12 protein-coding genes and 1 riboswitch are annotated in these 12,480 nt (G+C 59.6%); of the genes, 7 read left to right on the top strand and 5 right to left on the bottom strand.

What is annotated here, in order from left to right; translation table 11 throughout:
- Positions 1-129: 129 nt before the first annotated feature.
- Both ligB and ACQ4OB_RS23680 read left to right on the top strand, forming a co-directional pair.
- Positions 130-1,803, top strand: a complete 1,674-nt coding sequence (gene ligB, locus ACQ4OB_RS23675) for an NAD-dependent DNA ligase LigB (protein WP_430956557.1) — start codon at positions 130-132, stop codon at positions 1,801-1,803.
- Between the two features lie 97 nt (positions 1,804-1,900).
- Positions 1,901-2,296: a DUF1090 domain-containing protein gene (locus ACQ4OB_RS23680; RefSeq protein ID WP_074871580.1), complete on the top strand. Its 396-nt coding sequence runs from the start codon at positions 1,901-1,903 to the stop codon at positions 2,294-2,296.
- Between the two features lie 132 nt (positions 2,297-2,428).
- Here the strand turns inward: ACQ4OB_RS23680 and ACQ4OB_RS23685 are convergent, their stop codons facing one another.
- Positions 2,429-2,878, bottom strand: coding sequence for a c-type cytochrome (locus ACQ4OB_RS23685; RefSeq protein ID WP_102616714.1), 450 nt, complete (start codon positions 2,876-2,878; stop codon positions 2,429-2,431).
- A 127-nt stretch (positions 2,879-3,005) separates the two neighbouring features.
- Between ACQ4OB_RS23685 and mltA the strand changes: the two genes are divergently transcribed.
- Positions 3,006-4,190, top strand: coding sequence for a murein transglycosylase A (gene mltA / locus ACQ4OB_RS23690; RefSeq protein ID WP_074871583.1), 1,185 nt, complete (start codon positions 3,006-3,008; stop codon positions 4,188-4,190).
- Positions 4,191-4,336: 146 nt separating this feature from the next.
- Here mltA and ACQ4OB_RS23695 read toward each other — a convergent pair whose 3' ends face one another.
- Both ACQ4OB_RS23695 and ACQ4OB_RS23700 read right to left on the bottom strand, forming a co-directional pair.
- The gene (locus tag ACQ4OB_RS23695) at positions 4,337-4,720 is read right to left on the bottom strand and encodes an MAPEG family protein (protein ID WP_074871585.1); all 384 of its coding nucleotides are present in this window, start codon (positions 4,718-4,720) and stop codon (positions 4,337-4,339) included.
- Between the two features lie 40 nt (positions 4,721-4,760).
- Positions 4,761-5,594 (bottom strand): EamA family transporter, encoded by an 834-nt coding sequence (locus ACQ4OB_RS23700; protein WP_074871586.1) that lies wholly within the window; start codon positions 5,592-5,594, stop codon positions 4,761-4,763.
- 286 nt (positions 5,595-5,880) lie between these two features.
- On the opposite strand from ACQ4OB_RS23700, the gene ACQ4OB_RS23705 reads away from it, so the two are divergent.
- Positions 5,881-7,050 (top strand): MFS transporter, encoded by a 1,170-nt coding sequence (locus ACQ4OB_RS23705; protein WP_074871588.1) that lies wholly within the window; start codon positions 5,881-5,883, stop codon positions 7,048-7,050.
- Positions 7,051-7,163: 113 nt separating this feature from the next.
- Here the strand turns inward: ACQ4OB_RS23705 and ACQ4OB_RS23710 are convergent, their stop codons facing one another.
- Positions 7,164-8,048, bottom strand: a complete 885-nt coding sequence (locus tag ACQ4OB_RS23710; protein WP_074871589.1) for a formate/nitrite transporter family protein — start codon at positions 8,046-8,048, stop codon at positions 7,164-7,166.
- A 93-nt stretch (positions 8,049-8,141) separates the two neighbouring features.
- Entirely contained in the window at positions 8,142-8,543 is a 402-nt protein-coding gene (locus ACQ4OB_RS23715; protein ID WP_074871591.1) for an acyl-CoA thioesterase, read from the bottom strand.
- Positions 8,544-8,741: 198 nt separating this feature from the next.
- Positions 8,742-8,844: riboswitch (S-adenosyl-L-homocysteine riboswitch) on the top strand.
- 23 nt (positions 8,845-8,867) lie between these two features.
- Between ACQ4OB_RS23715 and ahcY the strand changes: the two genes are divergently transcribed.
- The 3 genes from ahcY to ACQ4OB_RS23730 all read left to right on the top strand — a co-directional run bounded on the left by ahcY (position 8,868) and on the right by ACQ4OB_RS23730 (position 12,293).
- A complete protein-coding gene (gene ahcY / locus ACQ4OB_RS23720) occupies positions 8,868-10,277 on the top strand; it encodes an adenosylhomocysteinase (RefSeq protein WP_046045260.1) in 1,410 nt (469 codons plus the stop codon).
- 161 nt (positions 10,278-10,438) lie between these two features.
- The gene (gene metF, locus ACQ4OB_RS23725; protein WP_074871592.1) at positions 10,439-11,284 is read left to right on the top strand and encodes a methylenetetrahydrofolate reductase [NAD(P)H]; all 846 of its coding nucleotides are present in this window, start codon (positions 10,439-10,441) and stop codon (positions 11,282-11,284) included.
- 193 nt (positions 11,285-11,477) lie between these two features.
- A complete protein-coding gene (locus ACQ4OB_RS23730; protein ID WP_074871594.1) occupies positions 11,478-12,293 on the top strand; it encodes a substrate-binding periplasmic protein in 816 nt (271 codons plus the stop codon).
- The last annotated feature ends 187 nt before the right edge of the window (positions 12,294-12,480 follow it).

Below are 12,480 nucleotides of genomic sequence, written 5' to 3' on the forward strand. Positions count from 1 at the left end.
GTCGAGTGAAACGAGGCTGCGACCTCTTGATCTTCCTGTCTATCGAAACACACCGAAAAACATCCTCGCTAACGACGCCCGAAAGCTGACTAACCTTGAAAGCATTCTCCCCGAGCAAGGACGCTCACGATGCTTCGGCGCCTGTTTTTCTGTTTTCTCCTGACCTTTCCTTGCCTGAGCGCAAACGCTATCGAGTGCCCCGACTGGCCACCCGCACGCGCCCTGGACGAAATCACGTCACTGCAGAAACAAATCGACCTCTGGGACGACAGCTATCACCGGCGCGGCCGTTCATTGGTCGCCGACGAACTCTACGATCAGTCCCGTGCTCGGCTGACCGAATGGCGCACCTGTTTCGACCTGGGCCAACCCGCAGAACCGCTACGCACCGCGGGCGGCACGATGCCTCATCCCATCGCCCACACTGGCCTGGAAAAACTCCACGATGGTCGCGCCGTCGAAGCCTGGCTAAAAGGACGGAGCGATGTCTGGATTCAGCCCAAGATCGACGGCGTGGCGGTGACGCTGATCTACCGCAAAGGCCTGCTGACTCAAGCCATCAGCCGCGGTGACGGCGTAAATGGCCAGGACTGGACAGCTTCGGCGCGCCAGATCGCCGCCATCCCCCAACAACTGCAGCAGCCACTGGACCTGCTGCTGCAAGGCGAACTCTATTGGCGCCTGACCGATCACGTACAGGCCCGCGCCGGAAGCCTCAACGCCCGCGCCACAGTGGCCGGCTTGATGGCCCGCAAAAACTTGAGCATGGAGCAAGCCGCGGGGATCGGCCTGTTTGTCTGGGACTGGCCCCAAGGCCCGGCCAGTTTGCCCGCGCGCATCGCAGCCCTGGATGAGCTGGGCTTTCCGAGCACCGCCCCTTACAGCCACTCGATCAAGGAATTTGCCGACGCTGAACGTTGGCGCGATCACTGGTATCGCTCGCCCCTGCCCTTCACCAGTGATGGCATCGTCCTACGCCAGGATCAGCGTCCAGCCGCCGAGCGCTGGCAGGCTAAACCGCCTTATTGGAGCGTCGCCTGGAAATACCCTTTTGCCCAAGCCTTGGCCGAGGTGCGCAAGGTCCACTTCAAGATAGGGCGAACCGGACGAATCACCCCGGTACTGGAGCTGACACCGGTCATGCTCGACGACCGGCAGATCAAGCGAGTCAGTGTGAGCTCACTGCAACGCTGGGAAGCACTGGATATCCGGCCCGGAGACCAGGTTGCCATCAGCTTGGCGGGCCTGACCATTCCAAGGTTAGACAGCGTCATGCTGCGCAGTACCGAACGCGCTGAATTGAGCGTTCCGCTGGCGGAGGACTTTCATCATTTGAGCTGCTGGCAGCCGACGCCAGGGTGCGAAAGCCAATTCCTCGCCCGACTGACCTGGCTCAGTGGCAAGCAGGGCCTCGCGTTGTCGCATGTCGGCCCTGGCACCTGGGAGAAACTTTTCGAAACAGGCCGTCTGAATGGCCTGCTGGATTGGTTGACCCTCGATGCTCAAGAGCTTGCTAACATTGCCGGCTTCGGCGAACGCAGCAGCGCTCGCCTTTTGAACAGTTTCAACAGCGCCCGACAACGTCCTTTTCCGCGCTGGCTCAAGGCCCTGGGTTTACCGCCGACCGGCCAGGCACAGCTTGCCGATTCATGGCCGGAACTGGCACAAAGAGATATCGAACAATGGCAGGCAGAACCCGGCATCGGCCCAGGACGCGCGGCGCAATTGAGTGCATTTTTCCGCGACCCGCAGGTCCTGGCCTTGAGAGAAACATTACGGGTTGCGGGGATTGACGGATTTTAGCCGCCGGCGATGCCCGCCCCCGGGAACCCAATGGTACCGCCGGGCTCAAACACCCCATCGCCATATCGACCCGATCGCTTTTTCACACGGAGCTTTTATGAAATTTCTTTCACCGCTCGCCCTGTTGACCCTTTGCAGCGTGCTGGCCACTCCGCTGATGGCCGCCGAAGAAGCTCCGGGCCTGACCGGCTGCGCCGCAAAGAAGCAGGGCATCATCAATCAGATCGAACTGGCCAAGTCTCACGGTAACGCCGACCAGCAGGCAGGCCTTGAAACAGCCTTGAGCGAAGTCACTGCTCATTGCACCGATGCTTCCCTGAAGAAAGAACGGGAGAACAAGGTGCTCGACGCCAAGCACGAAGTCAGCCAGCGTCAGGCTGACCTGGACAAGGCCATGAAGAAAGGCGACGCCGAGAAGATCAACAAGCGCAAAGACAAACTCGCCGAGTCCCGCAAGGAATTGCAGGAAGCACTCGATGAGCTGGATAAGTAAGGATCAGTTCAGCACTGATCGTTCCCACGCTCTGCGTGGGAATGCAGCCCGTGACGCTCCGCGTCACTGGACGCGGAGCGTCCCTAGAGGCATTCCCACGCAGAGCGTGGGAACGATCGATGAGCTCAGGAATCAATGATCCCGAAATTCTTTATGGCAAGCACTGCACGCATCTTCGACCCTCTGCACCGCTGGCCCAAGGTTACTGGCCTTGTAGGGCTGAACCTTGCTGACAACCACCAATTCACCGGTGGCGGCTTCAAGGGTGCGGGCCATGTCCTGGAACTGTTCCTGTTTCTGCCAGACATCGCTCTTGGCGCTGGTGTGATCTTCTTCGCGCAGCTGCGGAAAATGTTTCCAGGGTTCACGGGACAATGCATCAAGCTTCACGGCACCGTCAGCGAATTTCGGACCGTCAAACGGGATGCGACCACGCAACATGCCGCCCAGGTCTTCGCCGGTCTTGAGCATCTGCTTGAAGATTGCCTTACGCTGACCCAGCGGCGAGTTGGGGTCGACCCCACCACAGGCGGACAACGTCAGGCAGGCCAGCAATACAACAGAAAGTCTTTTAAGAGTCATGGTGGTTTCAGGTCACGGGAACGGCGGCCAGTATCCTCGCGTCATCGGCAAAGACCAATAGCCCTATTATCAATACGGGTTGTTTGAGCGCATGGAGCACTCAGGCAACCGACAAAGGAATTACTCCATGAACAGCCGTTTCAAGGCATGGCGTCACAACCTCGCCTGGACCCTTCCGATGGTGGCCGTGCTTGCGGGCTGCACCGGTGGCGACAACAACACACCGAAAACCCACGCCCTGGCGACTTACTCCAGCGCCACGTGGGAAGCACTTCCGACGGTGTCCGACATCGACCTGGTTGCCGGCTTCGGTTCGTGGCGCAGCGCCTGCACCCGACTCAAGGCCGACCCGGTGTGGGGCTCAACGTGTGCGGCTGCCGCCAACGTACCGCAAACCGCCAATGACATTCGTGGCTTCCTCAAGCAGAACCTCGACGTCTACGGCCTGCGCGCCGCCAATGACAATCCCAACGGCTTAATCACCGGTTATTACGAACCGGTCTACCCCGGCAGCCTGACCCAGACCGAAGTGGCCAACATCCCGGTGTATGGCGTGCCCGAGGACATGATCATCGTCTCTCTGGACAGCATTTATCCGGAACTCAAAGGCAAGCGCCTGCGCGGACGACTCGAAGGTCGCGTGCTCAAGCCTTACGACGATGCGGCCACGATTGAAACCAAAGGGGTCAAGGCACCGGTCGTTGCCTGGCTGACCGATCCGATGAACCTGCAATTCCTGCAAATCCAGGGCTCGGGTCGTATCCAGCTCGATGATGGCCGCCAATTGCGCATTGCATACGCCGACCAGAACGGCCACCCATATCGACCGATCGGCCGCTGGTTGGTAGACCAGGGCGAGCTGAAAAAAGAAGAAGTGACCATGGGCGCCATCAGCGATTGGGCCAAAGCCAATCCGACGCGCATTCCGCAACTGCTGGGCAGCAACCCCAGCTACGTATTCTTCACCCGCAATCCGGACAGCAACGAAGGACCTCGCGGCTCGTTGAACGTACCGCTGACCGCCGGCTACAGCGCGGCGGTGGATCGCAAAGTGATTCCGCTGGGCAGTCTGTTGTGGCTATCGACGACTAAACCGGACGGTACCGCACTGGTTCGCCCGGTTGCCGCTCAGGACACGGGCGGCGCAATTGCCGGCGAAGTCCGTGCAGACCTGTTCTGGGGCACGGGCGAGGCGGCCGGGCAATTGGCCGGCGACATGAAACAGCAGGGGCAGATCTGGATGCTCTGGCCTAAAGGCGCAGCGTTGCCGCAAGTGCCACAGGTGGCTGATGCGGCCAAAGCCAAACCCTGAGATCCGCTGCGACTGATAGATAGCAATCGCGAGCAGGCTCGCTCCCACATTTGGATCTCCAGTGAACACAACATACGTGTACGACCGAGATTCAATGTGGGAGCGAGCCTGCTGGCGATGAGGCCCTCACAAACACCCACGAATTTTCAGACAGAAACCACAAAGAAACTGACGATCAACCCAATCCCCACCAACCACACCAGCGACCGCAACATCGCCCAGTCCGCCAGGTAGCAAATGATGTACAGCAGCCGACTGGTGATGAACAACACCGCCAACACATTGATCGTCACCAGTTCGGCATTGCCGGCCAGGTGCGCAACGATGACTGCCGCCGCGAACGCGGGAATCACTTCCAGACTGTTCAGGTGCGCCGCATAGGCGCGGCGGCCAAAACCATTGAGTGACTCGAGAAAGTCACGGGGGTCATGGTTGTCTTTGGGCCTGAACCCGCCACTCGCCCTGGCGATGCCCGTGCAGATATAGGGCAGGATAATCGCGATCAAAATGCACCACAGAGCAACCGTCATAACGCAATCCCTTCTTCAAGTTTCAAGAGTCGAGCTCCAGTCAAATCTTCATCACCAGCATGCCGATCAATACCAGCCCACAGGCTAAGAGCCGTGGCCTGCCAAAAGGTTCTTTGAGGTAGCGCATGCCAAACAGCACCACCAGGATCACGCTGATCTCGCGCAACGCCGCCGCTTCGGCAATCGAGCCCAACTGCATGGCCCACAGCACCAGAGCGTAGCTGAACAACACGCAAAACCCGACCGCCAGGCCCAGTCGCCACTGTTCACGCCAGAACAACATGAAGGCCGGTCGTTTACGCACCAGCGCCAGCAACGGGAACGGCCAAGCACTGAGCAACGTGACCCACACCAGATAATCCAGCGGATGCGACCAGCGCCGCAACGCCTGGCCATCGATGTAGGTGTAGCAGCCGATGCACAGGCCGATCAACGCCACCACCGGCAGCATCGACCATGGCAATCGCACTCCGCCGCCGCCCTGCCAGAGCAGGCAAAGCATGCCGAACGGGATCAGCAGAATCCCGAAGATCTGCTGGTTCGTCAGCACTTCTCCAGCAAAAATCAGTGTCAGTGCCAGCACCACCAACGGCGACAATCCACGCATCAGCGGGTAGACCAACCCCAGATCGCCCACCCGATAGGCCTGGATCAGCAAATAGCGATAGAGCAATTCAAACGCCGCCGACGCCAGAATCCACGGCCAGATGTCCAGGGGTGGCAACGCCACGAACGGCAGCATCAGCGCGACAAACAGCATTGCCACACTGTCCATGCAAGCCACCACCAACAACCGTTCCGCGCTGAATTTGATCAGGGTATTCCACGCCGCGTGCAACAGCGCCGCGACCAACACCAGTGCTGTTGCAAGCACGGCACACTCCTTTTTGTTGACCGCCCCGGCTCTGTAGGAACAAGGCTTGCCCGCGATAGCGGTCTCAAGAAGGCCATCGCTGGCAAGCCGTGCTCCTACAGGAAGCGGGGGAGATAATTGATTCGCCATATGTCAGCAGCTGTTTATACTGCAAGCGACCACGCCGCACTCAGTTGCGCACAGACTAATTCCAATAATTTCTGCCACCGCCCGCTCTCGTCGAGAACGGGCGTCGGCATGCGTATGCCTGATCAGAGCGTCAAGACTACCGACAGAGACCTTGCGCATGCCACTCGCCTTGCTTGCCCTCGCTGTTGCCGCGTTCGGCATCGGCACCACTGAATTCGTCATCATGGGTTTGTTGCCCGATGTCGCCCGCGACCTCGCCGTGAGCATTCCTGATGCCGGATTGTTGATCACCGGCTACGCCCTCGGCGTGGTGTTCGGTGCGCCGATCCTCGCGGTCGGCACCGCCAACATGCCGCGCAAAGCCACGCTGCTGGGCATGACCCTGATGTTCATCCTCGGCAACATTCTCTGCGCCCTGGCGCCGAACTACGCAACGCTGATGGCCGCACGCGTGGTCACCGCGCTTTGCCACGGCGCGTTCTTCGGCATCGGTTCGGTGGTTGCCGCCGGCTTGGTGGCACCGAACAAGCGCGCCCAGGCGATTGCGATGATGTTCACCGGCCTGACCCTGGCCAACGTGCTGGGCGTGCCGTTGGGCACTGCGCTCGGGCAATACGCCGGCTGGCGCTCGACGTTCTGGGCGGTGTCGGTGATCGGTGTGATCGCGGCTATCGCACAATGGGTCTGGTTGCCGAAGGACATCGCGATGGACAAGGCCAACCTCGCCAGCGAGTTCAAAGTACTGGGCAAGGTCAACGTGTTACTGGCGCTGGGCATGAGCGTGCTGGCGTCGACCAGCCTGTTCAGCGTCTTCACTTACATCGCCCCCATCCTGCAAGACATCACCGGCGTCAGCCCCCATGGCGTGACCATCATGCTGCTGTTATTCGGGGTCGGGTTGACCGCGGGCAGCATGCTCGGCGGCCGTCTGGCTGACAGTCGATTGCTGCCGTCGCTGGTAGGCATGGCGCTGGCCGTGCTGGTCGTGCTGGCCGCGTTTACACAGACCAGCCACTCAATGATTCCAGCCGCAATCACCCTGGTGTTGTGGGGCATCTTCGCCTTTGCCCTGTGCCCGATCTTGCAACTGCTGATCATCGATCAGGCCCATGAAGCGCCGAATCTGGGCTCGACGTTGAACCAGAGCGCGTTCAACCTCGGTAACGCGGCCGGTGCGTGGATTGGCGGGTTGGTGGTTGCCAGCGGTGCGGATCTGGCGGACTTGCCCTGGACCGGCGCGCTGGTCAGTGGCTTGACGGTGCTGACGGCGCTTTTCTACATCTACCTGCAACGTCGCGGTTCTGCTGTGGTCAATGTGCCCGGCTGATTAACTGCATCGCCCATGACATTGCTTTCGCGAGCAGGCTCGCTCCCACATGAACCGCGCCCCCCTGTAGGAGTGAGCCTGCTCGCGATGAAGTTGATACCGTGCACCTGTCTTTACTTCTCTTCGCGCTTGCGTGAATCCGACGCCTGATCCGCACTCTTCTTCGGCGGGCCACTCTCGCTGCGAATTTGCGCATGGCTGATCAGCGCGAAAATGAAGCTGCCGCCGACGATGTTCCCCACCAGCGTCGGCCCGGCGAACACCAGCCAGAAATCCTTCCACGGCAACTCGCCGGCAAACACCAGATACGAAACCTCGGCGGCCCCGACCACGATGTGGGTGAAGTCCCCCAGCGCCATAAGGTAGGTGATGAGGATGATGATCCACATCTTCGCGCTCTCCATGGACGGAATCATCCAGACCATGGTGGCGATCATCCAGCCCGACACAATGCCTTTGGCGAACATCTGGCTGGCGTCGTTCTCCATGATCTTGCGTCCGATATCGAGGAAGGCCAGGTCGGTCTTGCTGTCGAAAATCGGCAGATTCAGCATTACATACGCCACCAGCAACGTGCCGCTGAGGTTACCCACCAGCACCACCGACCACAGGCGTAGCAATCGACCGAAATTGTTCAGTGTGGGCTTGGTCATGACCGGAAGCACCGCCGTCAGGGTGTTCTCGGTGAACAATTGCTGACGGGCGAGGATCACCGCGAGAAAGCCTGCGCAGTAACCGAAACTGGCGATCACCTTGAAGCCTTCGCCGTCCGGCAGACGGGAATTGAGCAGCCCCATGGCCATCAGCGACAGGCCCATGGTCAGGCCGGCGGCCAACGCCGACCACCACAAGGCGGCGACACTGCGCTCGAGTTCGAGATCGCCCTGGGTGCGGATGATTTCATGCAGAACAGCAGCGCGTGGGGGCTGGCTCTTGTCGACGTCGTGCTGTTCTTCAGGGGAGAGGTTCGGGGTCTTGCCGTCTTTTTGCGCGTCCATAAAGCTCCGGAACCAGTGGCGTGTGATGTAGGTACGACACGCAGGGCTCGGAGCTGTTCACTGTCCTAAGCAGATCGCGAGCAAGCTTTGCTCCTACGGGGCGATGTCATCCTTGAACTGGTCTTTGACGTACTTGATCTCGGTTTGGCCGTGTGGCGCGGGCAAGCCGTCTTCTCCCAGATTGACGAAGACAATCTTGTCCACCGTCAGGATGCTTTTGCGGGTGATCTTGTTACGCACTTCGCATTTCAGGGTGATGGAGGTGCGACCGAACTCGGTGGCGGTAATGCCCAGCTCGATGATGTCGCCCTGGCGCGAAGCGCTGACGAAGTTGATCTCGGAAATGTACTTGGTGACCACACGCTGATTGCCCAGCTGGACGATGGCGTAGATCGCCGCTTCTTCGTCGAGCCAGCGCAACAGACTGCCGCCGAACAGCGTGCCGTTGGGGTTGAGGTCTTCGGGTTTTACCCATTTGCGGGTGTGGAAATTCATCTTCACTCCTGAGCGTCTTGCCGAATGATGGGGGGCATCATGGCAGAGCCCGACCTAGAGCTCTATCAAGCATCGACTATGGCCTCGATTACCGTTCAGACATTGACCAACAGAAACGCTTTGGAAGTATCGCTCACACGGCTATAATCGCCACCGTTTCAAAACGGTCATCTTCGGTTGCTACCGTTTTCCCGCCACCTGTCCGAGGGGCGCTGCAGCAGGTTCGACCTGTCAGGCTCGGATGGGGCGTTGCTTGACCGTGATCGGTCAGACACTAAACGCACAACGGCGCCCATTCGCATACATTACGAATGGAGGCTCATCATGAGCGCTGTTATCACGCCTGCAGATTTTAACGATTACAAAGTTGCCGACATGTCCCTGGCTGCCTGGGGCCGTCGCGAAACCATCATCGCCGAATCCGAAATGCCAGCCCTGATGGGTCTGCGCCGCAAGTACGCCGGTGAGCAGCCGCTCAAAGGCGCGAAGATCCTCGGCTGCATCCACATGACCATTCAGACTGCCGTGCTGATCGAAACCCTGGTTGCCCTGGGTGCCGAAGTGCGCTGGTCGTCCTGCAACATTTTCTCGACTCAAGACCAGGCCGCTGCCGCTATCGCCGCTGCCGGCATCCCGGTTTTCGCCTGGAAAGGCGAGACCGAAGAAGAGTACGAGTGGTGCCTGGAGCAAACCATCCTCAAAGATGGCGCGCCTTGGGATGCCAACATGATCCTCGACGACGGCGGCGACCTGACCGAGCTGCTGCACAAGAAATACCCGGCAATCCTGGACCGCGTCCACGGCGTTACCGAAGAAACCACCACCGGCGTTCACCGCCTGCTGGACATGCTGGCCAAGGGCGAGCTGAAAATCCCGGCCATCAACGTCAACGACTCGGTGACCAAGAGCAAGAACGACAACAAGTACGGCTGCCGTCACAGCCTGAACGATGCGATCAAGCGCGGTACCGACCACCTGTTGTCCGGCAAGCAAGCGCTGGTCATCGGTTACGGTGACGTGGGCAAGGGTTCGGCCCAGTCCCTGCGTCAGGAAGGCATGATCGTTAAAGTCTCCGAAGTTGACCCGATCTGCGCCATGCAAGCCTGCATGGACGGCTACGAGCTGGTTTCGCCGTTCATCGACGGTATCAACAACGGCACCGAAGCAAGCATCGACAAAGCGCTGCTGGGCAAGATCGACCTGATCGTGACCACCACCGGTAACGTCAACGTTTGCGACGCGAACATGCTCAAAGCCCTGAAGAAGCGCGCTGTTGTCTGCAACATCGGCCACTTCGACAACGAAATCGACACTGCTTTCATGCGCAAGAACTGGGCATGGGAAGAAGTGAAGCCACAGGTTCACAAGATCCACCGTACCGGCCCTGGCGCATTCGACGCGCAGAACGACGACTACCTGATCCTGCTGGCCGAAGGCCGTCTGGTTAACCTGGGCAACGCCACCGGCCACCCAAGCCGCATCATGGACGGTTCGTTCGCCAACCAGGTTCTGGCGCAGATCTTCCTGTTCGGCCAGAAGTACGCCGACCTGTCGCCAGCCCAGAAAGCCGAGCGCCTGACCGTTGAAGTACTGCCGAAGAAACTCGACGAAGAAGTGGCCCTGGAAATGGTCCGCGGTTTCGGCGGCGTCGTGACTCAACTGACCAAGACCCAGGCCGACTACATCGGCGTGACCGTTGAAGGTCCGTTCAAGCCGCACGCATACCGCTACTGATTGGTTCTGCTGCCTGCTCTCCCTGTGGGAGCGGGCTTGCTCGCGAATGCGGTTTAACATTCAACATTGATGTCGACTGACCCACCGCTTTCGCGAGCAAGCCCGCTCCCACACTGGGATGTGCAAGCCTTCCAGGCTTACGTGTTTCCAAGGATATGACCATGTCCCAAGAACGTCGCTACAGCTTCGAGTTCTTCCCTACGAAGACCGACGCTGGGCATGAAAAACTGATCGCCACTGCCCGTCATCTGGCGACCTACAGTCCCGACTTCTTCTCCTGCACCTATGGCGCTGGCGGTTCGACCCGTGATCGCACCCTCAACACCGTGTTGCAGCTCGAAAGCGAAGTCAAAGTCCCTGCCGCACCGCATTTGTCCTGCGTTGGCGACAGCAAGGACGACTTGCGCGGCCTGCTGACCCAATACAAGGCGGCCGGCATCACCCGTATCGTTGCCCTGCGCGGCGACCTGCCTTCCGGCATGGGCATGGCCAGTGGCGAAATGCGCCACGCCAATGACCTGGTTGAATTCATTCGTGAAGAAACCGGCGATCATTTCCACATCGAAGTCGCCGCCTACCCGGAAATGCACCCGCAAGCGCGCAATTTCGAAGACGACTTGAACAACTTCGTGCGCAAGGCCAACGCTGGTGCCAACAGTGCGATCACCCAGTACTTCTTCAACGCCGACAGCTACTTCTACTTCGTCGAGCGTGTACGGGCGAAGGGCGTGAACATCCCGATCGTTCCGGGGATCATGCCGATCACCAACTACAGCAAGCTGGCGCGCTTCTCCGATGCCTGCGGTGCGGAAATCCCGCGCTGGATCCGCAAACAACTGGAAGCCTACGGCGACGACACCCAGAGCATTCAAGGCTTTGGTGAGCAAGTCATCACCGAGATGTGCGAACGCCTGCTGCAAGGCGGCGCGCCAGGGCTGCACTTCTACACGCTGAACCAGGCCGAACCGAGCCTGGCGGTGTGGAACAATCTGAAGTTGCCGCGCTAATAGTCGTTACCAGCAAGATCAAAAGGTCGCAGCCTGCGACAGCTCCTGCATCGGGCGTGTTTAACCCGTGTAGGAGCTGCCGCAGGTTGCGACCTTTTGCTTTTAACGCCCTTTTATTGTGCAGCACACACAGAGTCAGAGCTTCTGGATCCCGTTTCTGGCTCTTTCCGGTTTCTCGTCGTAATCTCAAGCCATGCCTTTGATCGCGCAGCTACTGACCGTGTTTCTTTTTACTTGCCTGAGCTTCGCCGCTCGGGGCGAGAAGCTGCGCATTGTCACCGAACCCTGGGCGCCGTACGTGTATGAGGAAAACGGCAAATCCCTGGGGCTGGACTACGAAACCACCGCCATCGTCTTCAAACGCCTGGGCATCGAAGTGGAATGGCAGTTCCTGCCATGGAAACGCTGCCTGTCGATGCTCGAAACGGGCCAGGCAGACGGCGCGCTGGACATCTTCCACAGCGATGAGCGCGACGCCACCCTGCTTTACCCCGGTGAGCCACTCTCGGAAGTGGAGTTCGTGATGTTCTACGCAAATGAACGGCCGCACCCTTTTCGCAACCTGACCGACCTGAAGGGGCTGACCATCGGCACGTCCCCAGGCTATCTGTACAGCCAGGATTTCAGCGAATCGACCCTGTTCACTCGCGAACCGGCGCCGACCCATGAAGCCAACTTCGGCAAACTGGTGCGCGGGCGGATCGACCTGCTGATCACTGATCGCCGGGTGGGTCAGCACTTGCTCGACCAATTGGGCATCCGCGACAAGATTACCGAGAACCCCACCGTCATCAGCCACCAGAGCCAGTTTCTGGCAGTACGCCGCAACGCCGGCATGGACTTGTTGGTGCAGCGCTTCGGCGCCGAGCTAAAACGCTTCAAGCGCGAGCCTGCGTACGCTGAATTGAGCGCCCGTTATGGCGCCAATCCGGCGGCCGAAGTAAAAACCCCCGGCACCACCGCCGCCCGGGAAAAAACCGTTGAGCAGCAGGAAAGCGGCGCGCAGTGATTGCTCTGTTATACTCCGGCCTTCCCGCCAGGCTCACGCCCGGACGCTCGGACTTGTTCAAGGCATCTAGACCCCGCTACAGCGCAGCTTTTCAGCCCGCGCGAGCACTCCAGACGAGCTTTCAAGCCCCAGCAGGACCGGACGGGATTGCGTTCCTCATAAACGCCATTCGCGCCAGGCAAGACTC

The organism is Pseudomonas sp. ES4 (assembly GCF_050586665.1).
Taxonomy (GTDB): Bacteria; Pseudomonadota; Gammaproteobacteria; order Pseudomonadales; family Pseudomonadaceae; genus Aquipseudomonas; species Aquipseudomonas frederiksbergensis.

Excerpts from the sequence above, each read along its gene's own strand:
- metF (WP_074871592.1), top strand. The coding sequence starts at position 10,439 with ATGTCCCAAGAACGTCGCTACAGCTTCGAGTTCTTCCCTACGAAGACC.
- ACQ4OB_RS23680 (WP_074871580.1), top strand. The coding sequence starts at position 1,901 with ATGAAATTTCTTTCACCGCTCGCCCTGTTGACCCTTTGCAGCGTGCTG.
- ahcY (WP_046045260.1), top strand. The coding sequence starts at position 8,868 with ATGAGCGCTGTTATCACGCCTGCAGATTTTAACGATTACAAAGTTGCC.
- ACQ4OB_RS23695 (WP_074871585.1), bottom strand. The coding sequence starts at position 4,720 with ATGACGGTTGCTCTGTGGTGCATTTTGATCGCGATTATCCTGCCCTAT.
- ACQ4OB_RS23715 (WP_074871591.1), bottom strand. The coding sequence starts at position 8,543 with ATGAATTTCCACACCCGCAAATGGGTAAAACCCGAAGACCTCAACCCC.
- ACQ4OB_RS23710 (WP_074871589.1), bottom strand. The coding sequence starts at position 8,048 with ATGGACGCGCAAAAAGACGGCAAGACCCCGAACCTCTCCCCTGAAGAA.
- ACQ4OB_RS23685 (WP_102616714.1), bottom strand. The coding sequence starts at position 2,878 with ATGACTCTTAAAAGACTTTCTGTTGTATTGCTGGCCTGCCTGACGTTG.
- ACQ4OB_RS23730 (WP_074871594.1), top strand. The coding sequence starts at position 11,478 with ATGCCTTTGATCGCGCAGCTACTGACCGTGTTTCTTTTTACTTGCCTG.
- mltA (WP_074871583.1), top strand. The coding sequence starts at position 3,006 with ATGAACAGCCGTTTCAAGGCATGGCGTCACAACCTCGCCTGGACCCTT.
- ligB (WP_430956557.1), top strand. The coding sequence starts at position 130 with ATGCTTCGGCGCCTGTTTTTCTGTTTTCTCCTGACCTTTCCTTGCCTG.
- ACQ4OB_RS23705 (WP_074871588.1), top strand. The coding sequence starts at position 5,881 with ATGCCACTCGCCTTGCTTGCCCTCGCTGTTGCCGCGTTCGGCATCGGC.